Annotated in this window: 14 protein-coding genes and 3 pseudogenes; 7 read left to right on the top strand and 10 right to left on the bottom strand. The window is 35.6% G+C overall.

Annotated features, from left to right (window positions below):
* Nucleotides 1-666: 666 nt before the first annotated feature.
* The 4 genes from ACICPZ_RS00795 (at nucleotide 667) to ACICPZ_RS00780 (ending at nucleotide 2,640) form a co-directional block, all read left to right on the top strand.
* Nucleotides 667-789 carry a hypothetical protein gene (locus tag ACICPZ_RS00795; RefSeq protein WP_007549233.1) on the top strand — a complete coding sequence of 41 codons (123 nt, stop codon included), beginning with the start codon at nucleotides 667-669 and terminating at the stop codon, nucleotides 787-789.
* Nucleotides 790-885: 96 nt separating this feature from the next.
* Nucleotides 886-1,245, top strand: coding sequence for a ferredoxin family 2Fe-2S iron-sulfur cluster binding protein (locus ACICPZ_RS00790; protein ID WP_155969176.1), 360 nt, complete (start codon nucleotides 886-888; stop codon nucleotides 1,243-1,245).
* Between the two features lie 2 nt (nucleotides 1,246-1,247).
* The gene (locus ACICPZ_RS00785; RefSeq protein WP_264329647.1) at nucleotides 1,248-2,279 is read left to right on the top strand and encodes a hypothetical protein; all 1,032 of its coding nucleotides are present in this window, start codon (nucleotides 1,248-1,250) and stop codon (nucleotides 2,277-2,279) included.
* Entirely contained in the window at nucleotides 2,263-2,640 is a 378-nt protein-coding gene (locus ACICPZ_RS00780; RefSeq protein WP_010962876.1) for a cytochrome c-type biogenesis protein CcmH, read from the top strand. The genes ACICPZ_RS00785 and ACICPZ_RS00780 overlap by 17 nt, the downstream gene beginning before the upstream one ends.
* Before the next feature lie 344 nt (nucleotides 2,641-2,984).
* Here ACICPZ_RS00780 and ACICPZ_RS00775 read toward each other — a convergent pair whose 3' ends face one another.
* Together ACICPZ_RS00775 and ACICPZ_RS00770 are read right to left on the bottom strand one after the other, a co-directional pair.
* Nucleotides 2,985-3,233, bottom strand: coding sequence for a transposase (locus ACICPZ_RS00775; protein ID WP_182309100.1), 249 nt, complete (start codon nucleotides 3,231-3,233; stop codon nucleotides 2,985-2,987).
* A gap of 11 nt (nucleotides 3,234-3,244) precedes the next feature.
* Nucleotides 3,245-4,058, bottom strand: a pseudogene (locus ACICPZ_RS00770) (IS982 family transposase).
* A gap of 85 nt (nucleotides 4,059-4,143) precedes the next feature.
* Between ACICPZ_RS00770 and ACICPZ_RS00765 the strand changes: the two are divergent.
* Nucleotides 4,144-4,464, top strand: a pseudogene (locus ACICPZ_RS00765) (transposase); the annotation flags it as partial.
* Nucleotides 4,465-4,858: 394 nt separating this feature from the next.
* Nucleotides 4,859-6,766 carry an excinuclease ABC subunit UvrB gene (gene uvrB / locus ACICPZ_RS00760; RefSeq protein WP_264373705.1) on the top strand — a complete coding sequence of 636 codons (1,908 nt, stop codon included), beginning with the start codon at nucleotides 4,859-4,861 and terminating at the stop codon, nucleotides 6,764-6,766.
* A gap of 201 nt (nucleotides 6,767-6,967) precedes the next feature.
* On the opposite strand, the gene ACICPZ_RS00755 is transcribed toward uvrB, so the two are convergent.
* The 7 genes and pseudogenes from ACICPZ_RS00755 to hflK form a co-directional block, all read right to left on the bottom strand.
* Nucleotides 6,968-9,391, bottom strand: a complete 2,424-nt coding sequence (locus tag ACICPZ_RS00755) for a hypothetical protein (protein WP_395462128.1) — start codon at nucleotides 9,389-9,391, stop codon at nucleotides 6,968-6,970.
* Nucleotides 9,392-9,424: 33 nt separating this feature from the next.
* Nucleotides 9,425-9,619: a hypothetical protein gene (locus ACICPZ_RS00750; RefSeq protein ID WP_010962871.1), complete on the bottom strand. Its 195-nt coding sequence runs from the start codon at nucleotides 9,617-9,619 to the stop codon at nucleotides 9,425-9,427.
* A 233-nt stretch (nucleotides 9,620-9,852) separates the two neighbouring features.
* Nucleotides 9,853-11,268 (bottom strand): hypothetical protein, encoded by a 1,416-nt coding sequence (locus ACICPZ_RS00745; protein WP_353272161.1) that lies wholly within the window; start codon nucleotides 11,266-11,268, stop codon nucleotides 9,853-9,855.
* 396 nt (nucleotides 11,269-11,664) lie between these two features.
* Nucleotides 11,665-12,402, bottom strand: a pseudogene (locus tag ACICPZ_RS00740) (hypothetical protein); the annotation flags it as partial.
* A gap of 116 nt (nucleotides 12,403-12,518) precedes the next feature.
* Nucleotides 12,519-14,012, bottom strand: coding sequence for a DegQ family serine endoprotease (locus ACICPZ_RS00735; protein WP_010962868.1), 1,494 nt, complete (start codon nucleotides 14,010-14,012; stop codon nucleotides 12,519-12,521).
* 3 nt (nucleotides 14,013-14,015) lie between these two features.
* Nucleotides 14,016-14,888, bottom strand: a complete 873-nt coding sequence (gene hflC, locus ACICPZ_RS00730; RefSeq protein WP_010962867.1) for a protease modulator HflC — start codon at nucleotides 14,886-14,888, stop codon at nucleotides 14,016-14,018.
* 2 nt (nucleotides 14,889-14,890) lie between these two features.
* Nucleotides 14,891-15,925 (bottom strand): FtsH protease activity modulator HflK, encoded by a 1,035-nt coding sequence (gene hflK / locus ACICPZ_RS00725; protein WP_010962866.1) that lies wholly within the window; start codon nucleotides 15,923-15,925, stop codon nucleotides 14,891-14,893.
* A 453-nt stretch (nucleotides 15,926-16,378) separates the two neighbouring features.
* Here hflK and walE1 point away from each other — a divergent pair, with 453 nt between their 5' ends.
* Complete coding sequence (walE1, locus tag ACICPZ_RS00720) at nucleotides 16,379-17,902, top strand: actin bundler (RefSeq protein WP_010082451.1); 1,524 nt, start codon at nucleotides 16,379-16,381, stop codon at nucleotides 17,900-17,902.
* Here the strand turns inward: walE1 and ACICPZ_RS00715 are convergent.
* Nucleotides 17,877-18,179, bottom strand: a complete 303-nt coding sequence (locus ACICPZ_RS00715) for a hypothetical protein (protein WP_213863596.1) — start codon at nucleotides 18,177-18,179, stop codon at nucleotides 17,877-17,879. The two genes, walE1 and ACICPZ_RS00715, sit on opposite strands and share 26 nt — an antisense overlap.
* Nucleotides 18,180-18,284: the final 105 nt, after the last annotated feature.

The raw sequence follows: 18,284 nt of genomic DNA, 5'->3' as shown, positions 1-18,284 counted from the left end.
CCCTCTGCCAGTCCCCTTATCATGAAACTGAAGCTATTGTATTTGCTTTCGCCAATCTGCAGATTAAAAGGTAAGGATTACTTAATGTATCGGCGTCTTATGTTCAATTTTTTGCAGTATATAGATACTGTATGTCTTTACAAAACTTCATCTACATCTAGATTTTTATCTAAATAAGCTGAACGCGCTTATAAAGCGTTACAAGACATCAAAAAATGCCAATACTCGACAGAGATAGTAAAAGACTAGCTAACTCGGGGATTCTTTGTCTTTTTTTCTGCTTGGTAAATTTCTTAAACATTTGCAGCGTAGGTTAGTTGCAATTAAAAGCAGCTGAATTTCGCTTGTCAAGCGTTTAAAACATAAAAAACGCCAATATTTTAAAGCAGATAATAACCACGGGGCTTCTTTTGCCTTTTTTTCGCTTAGTAAATTTCTTAACGTTTGTAGCTAAACAACAACCGTCATCCCGCTACTTGTTAGCGGGATCTCTTGTTAGCGGCTGAGATACCGCGAATGAATCGCGGTATGACGGTTCGTGGCGGTATAGCAGTTCGTCATCCCGCTGCTTGTTAGCGGCTAAGAGATACCGCGGCAGTATGACGGTTAAGTGGGGTGTCATCCCAGTGTCAGCTACTCGGATGACAGGAGAAGGAGGCTACTTGCATGACACCATTCTTTTTTCTGGATCCAAGTAATCAGGGCACTGGGATGACAAGAAGAGGGCACTGCCGTCATAAAGGAACCAGTGTCAGCTACTCGGATGACAACAAAGAGCTACTTGGATAACAAGAAATATAGGTACTGGAATTGTAAAGAGTTTGCAAATATTAGTTATTACCTGTAGGATATAAAGAAATTAGTAAGGATTTTAATAGGAATAATATGCCATCTGTTACTTTTATTTTACCTGATGGGAGTAAGAAAAGTTATGAAGCTGCAGAGGGAGAAACTCTGCTCAATTTAGCCCATAGAAGTGATCCAGATCTGCTTGAAGGTGCATGTGAAGGCTCTCTTGCTTGTTCTACATGCCACGTGATTGTTGATCCAAAATCTTATGATGCTGTAGAAACGCATAATCCCATATCTGATGAGGAAAATGATATGTTAGACCTAGCTTTCGGCTTAACAGAGACATCAAGACTTGGGTGCCAAATAAAAATCACAAAAGATATCGACGGCTTGTGTGTAACCATACCAAGGGGTACAAGAAATATATCATTGGATAAACAGGGGAGTGATTAGCTATGCGTAAGATTTTTATCTATATTATCATCTCTTTACTTTTGTTTATTCCTGTAGCGTATAGTGGTTTTTGGTATTTTTCTGCATGTAAGGTAAAAAATCTTTTAGCTGAAACAATACTATACATTAACGACGAAAAATTTGATATTTCACATGATTTTAGTGGATTTCCTTCTAACCTAATTTTTCGTGTGACAAACCCAAAATTTTCCAATGAGCAATTAACCATCTCATCTGATGCTTTATTGATAAAAAATAGATTGTTTGATAAATCAGTATATATCTACATACCAAGCAATGAAGTCAATATTGCTGTTCATGGTGATGAGAAAAAGAATATAAAATGCCACACAAACGATAGCAGCCACTTTGTTGTTAGACTAAACGATTTACCATCTTCATTGCGATTCAACAGCGTGATAGACTATATAGATACACTTCGTTACGAAGATTATGGATTAAAATGTGATGTTTCAGAAAATCAGCAAAGTGTTATAACTGAAGTGAATGATAAAAGTAATTACATTCAATTTCACCTCGATAAAGAACCAAGTGGAAATACTAAACTAGGATTTGATTTTTATACTTATCGGTATAAAAATACTGCAAGTCCTGAAAGTTACCTTAGTATCGACACTAAATTTGATTACGAATTTGTAAACCACATCTCAGCTTCCAGAGTTAATTTCAACATAGAGAAATTTTTAATTCAAAGTAATAATTTTTCTCTTGCTGCAGATGGTGGAGTGCAAAATTATAATTTGGTTACGTCTTCATTTAAAGACAAAATCAACGTGGCTATATCAAATTATAAAGAATTAATCTCGTTTATGATTGGTGACTCAAAAACTTCAGATGCGTTTGAAAAATTAATGTCTTTCTTATCAGAAAAAACAACTGATGACAGCGTTCAATTTTCAATAAAGTACGATGATGATGTAGGGTCAAGCTTTATTGGAAAGTTATCCATCACTGATTTTATGAACCAACTCAGTAAAATAATCCAATTAACCAAGAATGAGAATAGTAATTAGCTTACTTTTCATATTGATATTCCACTCAGGCGTAAACGCTTTTACTCTGGATAATAAACTCAGAGATAAAAGCATGGAAAAACGAGCAACCAGTTTATTTGAAATAATAAGGTGTCCAATATGTTCTGGCGAATCATTGTCTGAATCTGGATCTCAGATCGCGTATGATATGCGAGAAGCAATTCGTAAAAAAATCAATGATGGATACACAGATGAAGAGATAATCTCAGAGTTAAAAAATTCTTACGGCAATTCAATTATAATCGTACCACCTAGCACTTACATTTTGTGGTTTATTCCACTTACAACTCTGCTTATTGGGTGTTTTTTAATACAAAGATACATCAATACAACCACTTAAACCTTTTATATATAGCTAAAGTGACTTAGGTTCTCTAATTGCACATAAGTCAACAATAATTTTCACACAAATCAAAACAGCATATCTTCTCCATAATCCTTGGTAATTTTACATAAGTTAAAAGTAGCATATGGTTCTCTCCGCGGTCTGAGATGACAATAAATTTGTCAAGCCGCATCATACTTGTTAGGCGGAAGTGGACGGCAACATGTTTACCACGAAGTCTAACTAAGTTCTTGCTTGTCCCTTCCATCGGCATTGCTATCTTTATTTTCAATAAAATTATTGTCCTATGCTCTTTTGATGTTTATTGATAATAAAATTCTGTTTTATCAACCAACATCCTATGCATAATTACAGCTAATTTTCTTGCTACTGCTACAATTGCTTTTTTCATTCCTTTTTTCTTCGCAACCCCAGTTTTTTAATTTAAATGTCCTCTTGGTAACTGTAAGCATTGTTTGTGCAGCTTCATATAACATACTTCTACATTCCGCTGGTCCCATCTTTGATATGCTGCCATGCCGATCAACTTCTCCAGAAGAATATTGCCTTGGTGTCAACCCTATATACCCCAGTTGCGGATTAGCCAACGAAGTAAAGCTTAGAAATGCAGCGGCTGCATGGAATATGAAACAAGCGTAGAAAAAATGTGTACCAAAAAATTTATCGGTGATCTATGGCGAGTATGCTCAATCTCAAATTTGTTTTTCAGAGAGCCAAAAACTGTCTCAATAATCGATCTTTTTCTTAACAAAATCTTCTCATTTAGCGCCATTAATGAGTTTTTCATACCCTTTTTTATACTGGTTACAAGCTTTAACCCTCTATCGAATAATTCGTGAAAAAGATCTTTTTTGATATATCCTTTATCTCCAAACAATAATCCAGTCAATTTCTTAGTTAAATTTGGCACAGGTATCAACGTTGCCTTTTATCACCGTAACCCCTTGAATTTCGCCAGTTTCATTGATTACTAGATGTACCGAAAAACCACCCATAAGTAGTCTTTCCAATCTTTGCCAACCCTTTGAAAACTTTGTTTCTCGAGGTCCTTTTTGGATGGCAAACAGCGATAGATTATGTACGAAATCCCTGTCACTTTTGACTGTTCGCAAAACCATTGCATTAAGAGCGCTAAATACCATAAAACCCACGATTTTAACCTGATAAACCTACTATAGGATGGCAATTTTGGAAACGCTGATTCGTATAATAATTTCAAATAATGCACATAGAAAATTTTAAAATTGTCGCACTTGATATAGCAATATTATGGTAAAAATCTCTGAATGCGTAATCTCTGGCGTCCTGGTTGGTTTTTTGCCACTTGGTAGAAGTTTTTCTGCAAAATTTTCATCGACTGTATTGCAAAAATCATCGACTATACAAAAGATTTCTGTTACTTTCTCTTTCATTGGTAACCTCCTATTTTAGGAATGAATATCAAATACCTCGGAGTTTACCCTATTTCCTTACCTTTTCTATTTTTTCTAATTTACAACTGGGGTTAGCAGTGCTGTGAGAATGGTTGAAAGCGCAAAAGAAAACCTCTCGGAAGTTAAAAATATACTGGTCGATGCAGGTTATACAGGAGAAAATTTTGCAACTAAAATAAAAACGATTATTGGAGCAACTGTAGAAGTAATAAAACGAAGTGAATTACATTCCTTTGCTGTATTGCCACAAAGATGGGTTGTAGAGCGATCTTTCGCTTGGTTAGAAAAATGCAGACGATTGTGGAAAAATTGCGAGCGAAAACTTAACACTAGCCTACAAATGGTCGTTCTTTCCTTCATTTCTCTTCTATTGAGAAGATTTTAAACAGGTTCTAAATCTTTATTTTAAAAATGTCATATTGACCACCGGTACCTGAAAATACTATTCCAATTGATCAGAGCTATCCATTTCCTTAATTTTTGTAACGTTGTCATAGGAGTACTATAATTTAGTATCAACTATGTTTTATTGTTTTTGCATCTAAAAAAATTTAGCTTATTCAAGCAGCATTTTGCCTTTTTTTGGATGTAGGGATTTTTTAGGAATTGTCTTCTTGAATTCTATGGTATTTTGTTTAACATTGAAACAAGATTCCAGTGTCAGCTACTTGCATGACATTGTTGGTTAATGTTTTATGGCTTTACGATAGCTATACAACTTATCTTAAAAGCAATATAGTGTTCACTATGCAATGAATCAAAGATAGTAAGTAAAGTCTATGGAATTTCAAATCGCTACACATTTTCAACCGGCTGGGGATCAACCACAGGCAATCGATAGCTTAATTGCAGGGCTAAATAGCAATAAAAGAGATCAGGTTTTGCTTGGAGTTACTGGTTCTGGGAAAACTTTTACTATGGCAAATGTTATTGCAAGGACAAACAGGCCTGCATTAATTATGGCACACAATAAAACTTTAGCAGCACAGCTTTATGAGGAAATGAAAGGATTGTTTCCCCATAATGCTGTTGAATACTTCATTTCTTATTATGATTATTATCAACCTGAAGCCTATTTACCACAAACTGATACTTATATCGAAAAAGATTCTGCAATTAACGAAAGAATTGAGATGCTGCGTTATTCCACCGTCTGCTCCCTTTTGGAGCGCAGGGATACGATCGTAGTTGCCAGTGTTTCCTGCATATACGGTCTTGGTTCGCCTGAGAGCTACCGCAGCATGATCATACCGCTTAGTGTTGGAAATAAAATTCGTATTAATGATTTCCTGAGCAACTTAACTGATCTTCAATACAAGCGCTCTGATGCCAGGTTTGAGAGAGGATATTTCAGAGTGCGCGGCGATATTGTTGATATATTTCCTTCCCATTATGAAAATAAAGCTTGGCGTTTATCGTTATTTGGCGATGAAATAGAAGAAATTTCTGAAGTTGATGCTATAACGGGCAATGTTACCAAAGGCGTAAATAAAATCACCATTTTTCCAAATAGCTATTACATAACCCCACGTGAGGCTTTGTTGCAGGCAATTGAACTAGTCAAAAAAGAGCTGCATGAACGCTTGGATTATTACTACTCGCAAAACAAGATTGTTGAAGCAAAGCGCCTCGAGCAACGCACTAATTTTGATATCGAAATGATGAGAACAACAGGAATATGTAAAGGTATTGAAAATTATTCGCGTTATCTCTATGGAATGGAAGCTGGGGATCCACCACCTACTTTGTTTGAATATTTACCCAAAGACGTAATTTTATTTGTTGATGAGAGTCATGTCACCGTTCCTCAGGTTGGTGCGATGTACAGTGGTAATGAGGCGCGTAAAAAGAAATTGATCGACTATGGCTTCAGGCTCCCTTCCGCTTTTGATAATCGTCCATTAAAATTTGAAGAGTGGGAGGGAGTTAGGCCGCAGACTGTTTACATTTCAGCCACTCCCGGAAAGTATGAGTTGGCAAAGACCAATAATGTATTTATAGAGCAAGTTATCCGTCCAACAGGGCTTACAGACCCAATCTGCATTGTAAAACCAATAGAGAGTCAAATTGATGATGTAATTCATGAGGCACAAGTGACAATAGGGAAGGGATTTTGTGTTTTAATCACTACATTGACGAAAAAAATGGCTGAAAATTTAGCTGAATATATGAGTGAATTGAATATGAAAGTGAGTTATTTGCATTCTGATATTGGTGCGCTGGAGAGAATAGAAATTATATACAAATTGAGATCTAAAGAAATCGATGTTTTAGTAGGTGTTAACTTGCTGAGGGAAGGTCTTGATATTCCAGAGTGTGGGTTGGTTGCAATTTTGGATGCTGATAAAGAAGGATTTTTGCGATCGGAAACTTCATTAATTCAAACGATTGGTCGTGCTGCGCGTAATGCTGAAGGTAGAGTAATTTTGTATGCAGATAAAATCACTGGTTCTCTGGACCGTGCATTAAGAGAGACCGAAAGAAGAAGAAAAAAACAAGAAGAACATAATATATTGCACAATATTGTCCCAAAGACTATAATAAAACCTATATCAAACACCTTACAGGAGAGGGCAATAGCAGAACCGAAAGTAAATACTAATAAGGATGATTTGAGAAAGCAAATGATAGAGCATGCTGAAAATTTAGAATTTGAAGAAGCAGCAAGAATAAAAAAATTATTGTAAGGTTAAATAACACATGATGTAATGTGCATAGTATAAAAATGTAAATAATTTTATTGATATCTTTATATTAATACTTTTTAAACATTTAGTACCGCGCAATATCTGCAATGGATGAGAAAAACTAACACCAGTGCCTTTAGGGTCAGGGACTTTGCCCTAACCCTAATAAAACGCTTAGGTGGCTGAGAGCGGTGGATTAGATCAATTGCTTCTAAATTTTTTTATGGGAGAGTGCTGCTCGGCCTTAGTGGCATACAGGTCTGTGGATATTGTCAATTCTTCCATTCCCACACTCAACTCTAGAGTACGTTTTGGCGATCCTCCTCTAGTATTCTCACAATCCATAGACTCATAACCACTTGTTGTTGCCTCAGCTTTAGAGCTTACGTTTTCAGCATCAGTCGCCTCCGCTGAAGAGATACCGCTGTCTTTATTATCTTCGGACTTCATCTTTTCAGCTTTTGACGTACCTTTAGCAGGCCATTGCTCTTTCCTAAACGACTCTACTTCCGAACCATCATAATCACGGTTAATCCAGTATCCACCTTTGTCTTTTGTAATTGAAATATATTCTAATACGCTTTCATCGGGATAACAGGTTTTAATTGCTTTTTTAGGGGATAACCCATGTTCTTGCACCTGAAAATTTACCCATTTGTCCTTTTCAGATTTCACTGCCTTTTCGACGATGTTAATGTCGATATCTTTTATTTCTACTTTTCCCTCATGCTCCCGACTAAAAAGTTCTTTTAAGTTAAGTAAGGCACCACGACTTATATTAGCAACAACTGTTGTTTCTTGGTTTTTCTCACAATTAGAAAGAAATTGAAATGGAAACTCATTGAGATCATAGGCTTCTTCCTTATTGACACGATACTCTTCTTTCGTTTTATCTATTATCTCCTCTAAATACTCTTTTACATCAACACTATCATCAATTAAACTAGCAATCTTCCCATTTTTTACAATAAAGTTAGTATGAGGAGGATCCAAAGCATAATTATTTAAGTTAAACCAATAAAGCAATGCTTTAAACAACTTTTCTTCTTCCTTTTCCTTAGTAACTTGCTGTTTTTTAGGTTCCTCATTAGAAACCTCAGGATTTAAGAATGTTGAATCATCCCATGCTATAGGAGAAGAAATCGATGATGATCTACTCAAAGATAGCTGTGATTGATCACCAGTGGATTGACTTGAATCTATTTTCCCCGGCACCAACTGAAACAGCCCCCCTTTTCCTCCCTCTCTTTCTGATCCTTGCCTGGAAGGACTCTCTAACCCTTCACCACGACTTCGCTTGGGAAACTCCTGTTTCGGTGATGACAATTCAGTTAAGCCAGAACTTGGACCACCACTTGAAGAACCAGAATCCTTAGGTTTCGGAGGTGAATTACTATCATAACCACTGTCTGTATCTTTTTTCCTTTGGTTGGGCGGTGTTCTTGGTGGCTCAGGCGATAATAACCCATGCCGACTTCTAAAATTCTCAAGATTAACTGCAAATTCAAAACGTCCGTTTATTTCATTATATGCAATTGGAGACTGCATAATTTTAGGAAGTAAAAGAGCAATCTGTTTATTAGAGAAAGCATAAACTGGCTCTTTACAATTAGCAAATTGTGGATTTGCAGTTTTGCCTCTAATATCACTTATAAAATTATCATTTATAAAACCATTAGGTATTTCTTTATTAAATACTCTATTAATGTTCCTTACATCCCTAGAACTTAAAGATTTCAACTGACCATTCTCTTCTATAAAAGGTATAAGAGCAAAACTATGCCCATTCTTTATTTTGTTTTTGTTTGTAAAGTCATCATAATCATACCCGTCAACAAACTTTCCTGTCGCTTTAAGAATTAGTTCACTCAAAACATTTTTACAATTTTCAACTTTAGACTCTACGCTGCCTGGAGTTCTAAAATCAAGCGCTACTCGCCCTTTAACATATTCTGTTACACTCCTGACTACCTTATCACTCACATTTTTAATGTATAACATACCATCTTTATATTCATAAAAGTCTGAACTCTTAAGACCACACGCCTCTAATCTTGAGTTAAATTCACTGATATAAAGACTCTTCAATAGCTCAAAAATCCTCGGATTATACCTTTTTTCGAGGTACTCGTTGCTAAAAGCTATACAGTATAGATAAGGACTACCTATCGCTCCTGTTCCAACAGTTCCATTGACCCATTCATATGCTTGTTCCTTCGTTATTCCTACTAATTCTTGTAGAAGTGCAGCCACTTTAGATCTCACAGCCCCCTCAAACTCATTAGCAAAATGAACCTTCAAGTTACGAATTACTCCATTATCTGTAGAATCTGCAAGCTTTACTTTCACTATGCCATTACCTAAATCCTCTTTATCAGGAGTAGGATCTAGAATAAATGGAAAATAGTTTAAGTTATAATATTCACTTGCTACCTCAGTTCCATCACTGTAGTGCTGCTTTATTATCTCCTCTCCTATTCTTCGCAGATATTCTTTTGTATTAGTACCACTAGCAAATAAACCAACAATCTTTTGACCTTCTACAGTAAAATTAGTATTGACCTTATCAATACCATAATTATTTAAGTTAAATGCGTTAACTAGCTCTTTTGTAGAATTACCCATAACTCCCCCTACTAAAATTGTGATGAAACAACATTACTTACTTTTACCTTTACTACTGCCAGCGCTAGTAGAGCTACTACTCTCCATTTGCGAGCCAGGCTTGCTACTTTCACGTCTCTGTCTTTCACGTGCCTCAAGCATTACCGGATTAGAACCGCTATACTTTTCATACCTGCTGCTTGGAGTAAACCCTTTATCGCTATCTTTTTTATCATTATTACTATACATATTGACCCCTAAGTAAAAATATTATGTAACTAATATACTAAAAATAAATTGTAGTGCAAGCACTTTTTTTATATTTTTTAGTATAAATTTTATTCGTCATTTTTATACTCCTGGATTCCAGCGTCACGCACTGGAATGACATGGTGAGGCGTCATCCAAGTAGCTGACGCTGGTTTCCATCCAAGAGGGTGTCATCCCAGTGCCCAGACACTGGGATCTAACTACCTTCACGATTATGTCTTTCCTACTGATTGACCTTCTACACATTTCTCAACTTTTACATCATTAGTCAATCCTCTTGGTGATTGAGCATCATTCACAGAACCTTCATTCTCAGCACCATTCCAAACACCTATTTTAAAATTGGCAAGTTCTTTTGCAAGTTCGGTGTAAAGGTTATCCGCTTCTTTCTTATTAACATTACCATTCAGACGGCTTGCTGCATAACTAGCAGACTCGTTTTTCTTCCCATTATCAAGCTTGTTTCCTTGTCCATTAGTGGGTGGCGTGGTTCCTCTTCCATTAACACTAGTATTCGCATCCCTTTCTCGGAAACCAATATTCTTTATTTTATTAAAATTAATTTTTATCCCACTTGCCACAGGCTTCTTGTCTGGAAGTTTCGGTGGACACACCTCTTTCTTCGGTTCCTCCGGCTTCGCTTTTTTCTCTTCTTCCACTTTTTGTTTTTGTGAATTTTCATGAGATTTTCTTTCAAGCTCAGTAAGACGCAATAGATGTTTCAAAGGATCTGACGCAATTTCAAGTTCTGGTTTGCTCAGAACAACCGGTCTTACAAATCCTGGTGAAACTTCAAAAAGGAAAACTGGCACTTTAGGCTTTTCTCTTTCATCCACTTTTATTTCTACGTTTTCGCAAACTTCTTTATTTTCTTCCTTTAATGATGTTTTTTCTGCTTTTTTATCTTCTTTTTCTGTAGATGCCTCTACCGCAGCCGCCAACTCAACTCCAAACATCTCTGCGAACATTGTAACAATCCATCCGACAACGGCCATTTGTAACCTGAGTTTCAGATCTTGCAATGCAGTTAATCTTTCTAACGCCCTTGCAAACTCTTCTTCTGATAACTCACCACTGCCTAATTTCTCCTGCAATTCTTTTATCTCTTTGTCCAACTTCTGATTGAAACTTAAATCGCGTGCAAAAATCTTCTTGATTAACTCCTTAAGCTTGTCACGCATAAATTTAATTATCGAAAGAAGCCAATTTTTTTCTTTCTTCTCCTTGAGCATTTGGTAGATTTTCGGATCATCTACATCTACTTCAAAAAGGTTGAAGAGAGATTCAAAGAAATTCCAGAAATCTCCGAGTACTCTTCCTTTTTCACCAGTGAAGTAATCCTCAACATCACCTTCTCCGATATGTAGCTCTGCTTGAGATGATATTTCATCGATACAACTAGAAGCCTGACGCTCACACTCGAGCCTTCTGAGCAAATCTTGTCTGGTGAGCGCCTCTATGGCTGCTTTTAGTTCATTTAGCTTCTGCTCTGCAGAGAAATCTTGCTCCCTGATTTTTCCTTGGAAGATTGAGCTACCGTTTCCGTTATTATCTGAAAAATTTTCCATTATTTTTGCCTCCTCAATAAAATTACTGCCTTTGTTGTTACCTGAAAAGCTTTCCACCATTTTTACTTCCTTCATAAAACTTAATAATTTAATTCTACAGTACTAAATATTTAAGAACTATTAATGTAAAGATGTCAATAAAATTATTTACATTTTTACACTATATATATATTATATTATGTGCTATTTAACCTTTCAATAATATTTTTTATTTTTACTGCTTCTTCAAACTCTAGCATGCGCTTTTCTTAAATTATCCTTATTAATATTTGCTTTTGCCTCTATCACCACTTTTTCTTGTAAAGTATTTGATATAGATTTTATTATACTCTTTGGCATAACATTTGCAACATACTTTATCTATAAATGGAAATTATTATACTTGCAGCTAGACACAATTTGAAATAATTTACACTATAAAGTTAAGGAACGAGATCCCAGATACAAGTGTCTGGGCACTGGGATGACAGGAGGGGGGGTTGGAATGACACCAGTATGGTTATTAATTGAATAAATAACCTCCTTATTTTCAGAAATCATTGGCAAACAAATGTGATGCCATATGTTTTTTGGCTTAGATAAGAGGTGCCCAGTTAAGTCTTCCAGGTGGAGCCTATGCATCACAAGCACAATTACTCCTTTTTTTCTATCGTTGAGTCTCGTTACTAAAGTCTGATCGAACCAGTTTGTGGCACGTTTTCTAAATGTTTCACTCAAAGCTTGAGCAGGGTTAAGCGGATCATCCACAATAATAGAGTCACCACCTTCACCGGTTAATGTTCCTCCAACTGATGTTGCGATTCTGTATCCTCTCTGCACTGTTTGGAATTTATATTTAGTGTTCTGGTCTTTGGATAGTTCTACCTCTGGAAATAGTTCTTTATACCAATCAGATTGCATTATGCACCTGGTATCAAGCGAATGTTTTTCACTAAGCAACTTAGAATAACTTGCAACTATTATTCTTGCAGTTGGCTGATTTCCCAGTATCCATGCGGGCCACGCAACACTCATACATATGGACTTCATTGAACGCGGAGGCATATTGAATATTATGCGCCTTACTTCGCCAGCATTCGCTGCTTCCAGCCTGTCTGCTATGACTTTTATGTACTGATAATCATTATACTCACATCCCGGCACCACTGTTTGAAAGCACAGTTCAATGAATTTTAGAAAATTTATATTATCCATATGTGTATTTTAGTGAATGGAATGTAGACTTTAATAGTTTTGATTTGTCTTGTAAGATTGAGGTGTTACAGTGACAGGCTTACAATGCTGCTAATTTAGTAAATAACCTACGAGTGCTATTTCTTCAACTTTATCGAAGTAAAGAATTGATTTCCATTGCGGTAAATGAGCAACATTATTGAATCTTTACCGTTTTTCTTTACTGCTGAATCAACTTGTTTTTGAAAATCATTAGTATTTTCTATATCGGTTCCATCTAATTGGATAATAATGTCTCCTTTTTTAATACCACGCAACGTGGCATTACTGTTACTATCTACATTGGTAACTATCACACCTTTTGTAGGTACATTATTTTTACTTTCTTTTGATTCTTTTGGCAGATTTGAAACAGTTAAACCGGTTACATAATCAGATGTTGATTTATTTTCTTCTTGATTGTTATCTTGGCCATCATTTGTAGATTCTCCGATCACAACTTTAATATTAACCTCTTTGCTCTTTCTAAGTAACTTAACTTGCACTTTTTTCTCAGGTCCAGCTCTTGAAACCATTTGAGGTAATTGTGTCATTCTATCGATTTTTTTACCGTCAAATTCTAATAATATATCACCTACTTTAATCCCACCTTTTTCTGCAGGACTATCCTTTACTATACTTGCAACCAATGCGCCTTTTATATCTTTTAAACCCAAGGACTCAGCAAATTCTTTCGTTATAGGCTGAACTTGCACACCAAGCCAACCATGTTTTATTTTTTTGCCACTTTTTAATGTGTCAATAATTGACATAGCTAAATTAGATGGTATGGCAAAACCTATACCCACGTTGCCGCCAGACTCAGATGGAGAATAGATAGCAGTATTAATACCTATAACTTTTCCATTTAAATCAAATAACGGTCCTCCAGAATTACCCCTATTAATTGCAGCATCAGTTTGAATAAATTCATTCATAGTGCCAATACTAATGTCCCTGGACCTTGCAGATATAATTCCTGTGCTTACAGAGCCACCCAAACCAAATGGGTTACCTATTGCCATAACCGTATCACCAACCCTTGCTTTATCAGAATCACCAAATGCAACAGAAGAAAGATCTTTATCAGAATTAATCTTAAGCACAGCAAGATCAGTTCTTGCATCATAGCCTAAAACTTCTGCTTTGAAATAAGTATTATCGTTCATAGTAACTGTGATATCTTTGGCGTTTTTAATAACGTGATAATTGGTTACTATAGTTCCACCTTTATCTATAATAAACCCAGAACCAAGCAACACCACCTCTTTGTTAACACTAGGGCCCCTATCCATAAAAAACTGATCAAAATGCTCAAAAAATTCTCTAAAATCATCAAAAAAATTATTTCCTGGCATAGATGGAACTCTAGTTCTGCTGTTATTTTCTTGTTTGATGATTTGTTCGCTTGAAATATTTACAACCGCAGGAATGAGTTCTTCCACTAAATCGGCAAGTCCTTGATTACAGTTGCATGCAGTAGTGCTAGCATCAACGACCTTTTTTGCATTCCAATCAAACATATTAGCATACGAAGAAAACGCAATTAGAAAATATGCAAATATAGATAAAATAAATGCCTTACTTTTCATAAATTATTTCCATCCTTTATTTAAAATATCTAAAAAGTTATTGTTTGGTGAAAGTACAAATTTAGTATTATTTTCGGCAAATGATTTACTGTAAGCGCTCATAGAGCGATAAAAGTTAAAGAACTCTTCATCAACCTTAAATGCCTCATTATAAATTCTAGTTGCTTCAGCATAACCACGGCCCCTTATTTCGTACGATTCTTTTACTGCACTGGAGATAATTTCCCTTTTTAATTTATCAGCTTTTGATCTAACTTCCTGCCCAGCTTGCTCTCCTTCTGCTCTAATTTCTTTTGCTTCTTTTTCCCTTTCAGTTTGCATACGGCGAAATATTGCAGAACTATTTTCTTCTGGTAAATCTGCTCTCTTAATTCTTACATCTATTATTTCTATGCCAAATTTTTCAGCTTCAGAATAAACTCCACGCTGAATCAATTGCATAACCTCTGATCTTTTTTCATTCAACAAGCTAATCAACGAAAATCTGCCTATATTTTCTCTTATGTGTGCTTCTATAACCGGATATAATCTTCTAACCAGCCCTGATTCATTCCTCACAGCCTGGTAAAAAGTAACAGGATTTGTTATTTTATATTTTGCATACGCATCTACTATAATACGTTTTTGATCCGCTGTTATCACTTCCCTTGGGATCTTATCAGGACTTAAATCTAAAACTCTTTTATCAAGAAACTCTACACTATTTATGAATGGCAACTTAAAATATAAGCCACTTTCCCTAACATCCCTTACAACTTTACCCAGTTGTATAACTATTGCTTGCTTTGTTTCTTGCACAACAAATATTGAATTAAATAAAACAATCAATAAAACAACAAATACAGAAACAAAAACAATTTTAATATTACTACTCATGGTTATTTTCCTAAATTTGTAAGAGGTAAATAAGAAAACATACCTTTCAGATCATCAGTTACAACAACTTTGTCTACCTTACTGAAAATATTTTCCATAGTTTCAAGATAAATACGATTCTTAACGAGAGAAGGATTCTGTCTATATTCCTCATAAAGAGATAAAAAGCGATTTGCATTACCTTTTGCTTCATTTATTATTTCATTTTCATATGCTTGTGCATCTAATTTTATCTTTATCGCTTCACCCTTTGCTCGAGGTATAATATCATTATTATAAGCATATGCTTCGTTTATAGTACGCTCTTTGTCTGCACGAGCACTTTGTACATCTCTAAACGAACTGATTACTTTTTCTGGTGGATCAATTTTTTTCATTTGAACAGATAAAATCTCTATACCCATTTGGTATCCATCAAGAATCTGCTGCAATAGAATTCTAGTATCTCTAGAAATTTCTGGTCTGCCTTGACCAAGTGCAAAAGAGATCGTATTTTTACCTATTATTTCTCTCATGGCACTTTCAGCAGCATTTTTAACACTGAAACCGGGTTTGTAATCCCGCACTTTGAATAAATAGTCCTTAGCATCTCTAACGCGCCACTGAACCTCGAAGTTAACGTTGACTATATTTTCATCTCCAGTTAGCATCACGCCTTCACCGCGATCTGTATCTCGCCCATAAGAACTACTTACCCCAATTTCTTCACGATTTACTTCCTTAACGTTCACTTTAAAAACCTTGCCAATAGGGTAGGGGAAGTGATAACGCAAACCAGGTGTTTCCGTATTAGAATATTTACCAAAGGTAAGTTCTATACTTTCTTCACTAGGATGGACAATATAAAAGCCAGTGCAAGCATAGAACAGCAAAATAATGAAAATGATGAAATAAGGTTTTTTGCCCCTGTTTCTGGTTAATCCATTAAGAAAGAACCTTATATCAGATACAGCTTTACTTAAAATATCTTCATTATTAGGAGTTTTGTTCCCTACCGGTTTCTTTCCCAGATTCCAAGGATTATTATCATCAAACATAATGATTGATTCTATAATTAATACGCTAATATTACTTCTTTAATAAGAAAATGCAAACATAAATTGCTATTTTATTTACAAATTAATCATCAGGATGGAAAACATGATCGTACACTTCCTTTTCTCTATGTAATATGGTCGACTCTATGGAATTTTCTGGCTTTTTTTTGAATTCTTTGTTGTCACTCTTTAAGTGCACTACGTCTTTGTGAAAATGGGAATTATACCTAAATAGTAAAGCTATTATTATTAAAGTTATAATAGCCAAAAAGATGAGTGTTCTTTTTCTATACTTCATAAATGCTGCAGCTTCTTGACCTAATTTTCTATGTTACCACAAAACACGTCAAGCGAAATTATTTGAAGACAAATAAATACTGGCAATCAATTTAACACTAACTTAAGAATCAAGGAATACAATTATAATATATTTAATTAATAGTGAGGTTTAAAATGTTACATAATGAAAAAAATTCAAATTCTGTTGGAACTCAACAAAACCAACCAGAAGATAGTTTTGATTTGAATAAAACGATGCAAAATCTACCAAATTCAGATATTGCTAATGATCACAAGAAGCTAAAAGAAAGAATGACTGACCTGTTAAAAGGAGATACAGAATTCTCTAAGATGAAACAAGGAGATAAGATTCTTGTAGTAAGTACAGCAAGTGGGTTATTTACGGCAGTACTACCACTTTTGGCAGTTGGTGCAACACTTGCTATACCGGGTGCTATAGTTGGTCTTGCTTTATATTTCGCTGTAAAAGTCGCTGTAAAAGCAGTTCAATCTGGATATAAAGGGCTCAAGTGGTCAGCAGAAAAAACAGTTGATGGGGCGAAATATACTGCTGGGAAAGTTAAGGACGCATCAACATACGCTGCCGGAAAAGTTAGAGATGGTGCTATGCATGTTAAAGATAAGGTGAAAGAAGGTTATGAACATTCAGTAGATTCACTGAAAAAAGGCGCTAGTTTTGTAGGCGAAGGAGTGGCAAATAAGTTCCATAAGGCATCTGGTGAGACGGACTATTTAGATAAGGTAAAAAGGTTTACTCCAGATGCAATTAAGAAATCTGACGAAATAAGAAATGATATGAAAGCAATTTTTGCTGATAAAGGAAATAATTCTGGGTTAGTGAAAAATATACTTTCTGGAATATCGTCAGAAATTGATTTAAAAATGGCAGAGAAGGCAAAATCAGGGGAGATTGAACATACTTCTGGATGGCAAGTACAGAAAGAATTCATTAATAATTTAAATGAAAAAAGCTTGCATAACTTGTTAACACAAAGGTCATTACCTAAAGGTAGTTATTTCATCGACAGTGTTTTCTCTGAACATCACGATGAAATTAAGAAGGTTATTAAAGAATGTAGAGAAAATCATTTGTACTCAAGCGTAAGCAATATGTTTGACAGAGCAGAGAAAAAAGCTAACAGGCCTTCTGTCAAAAGTTTAACTAGGTCTGTGTCATCATCATTCTCTTCACTGGGAAGAAAAGGCTCTGAACAATCTAACAGCTTGTCAAAAAGCAATTCACTAAATTCTATAGGAACTGAAAGTACTGCTACTGTCTCTGATTCAGATTCTCAGAACTTTGCAACAGTCCGTAGAAGCAATTCATCTAGTAGCTTAACTCCTAAGCTTACTCCAGTTGCTCCACCAGAACTACCTAGAAGCGCCTCATTGACTAACTTAAATGGACAAAGTTCTTTCAGTGAAGATGTTCTCAGTGATCCTATTGTGGAGCAAAACCTGGATAGTTTGAGTAACAGAACTCTCACTCACAGTAATTCTACTGATAGTGGAATGGGTTCTGGTTCTTCTACGCTAACAAGAAAACAAGTTCTTCCTTTAAAAGAAGAATTTGACAGAGAACTCGAAGAAAAGTTGGCAAAACGACGCGCATCTCTAGATCAACCTAGTGCAGAACCTGTCAACTCAAGAGCTACAGCAACTCCAGGAACAGTGTAATAAGTAAAACTTCTACCTTCTCCAAAAGGATGTTACTCAATGAGTAACGTCCTTTTTTTGTTTTTAAACTATAGAAAAATCCTAGATCCCAGCGGTATGCGTACAACCGTATGAACATTGTGATTTCTCTGCTAGGAAAGGTGTCATCCGAGTAGCTGACACTGGGATCCAGGAAAGTTTGCTTGTTTACAAGCAAACTAGCATAGAAAGTGGTTACAACGTTTTCGATGAGATTATATGGAAAACTGGATTCCAGTGTCAAGCACTGGAATGACATCACAGGGGCACTGGGATGACACCTTTACGTTTGAGGCAAACTAGCTATAACACTTAACATACTACCTTTGCAAACAAATGTTCATACAGTACGCGCTGGCGTTAT

Source organism: Wolbachia endosymbiont (group A) of Melitta haemorrhoidalis, assembly GCF_964273365.1.
Lineage (GTDB): Bacteria > Pseudomonadota > Alphaproteobacteria > Rickettsiales > Anaplasmataceae > Wolbachia > Wolbachia pipientis.
Note: the sequence above shows the minus strand (reverse complement) of the source record. Positions and strands in the feature narration are given on the sequence as shown.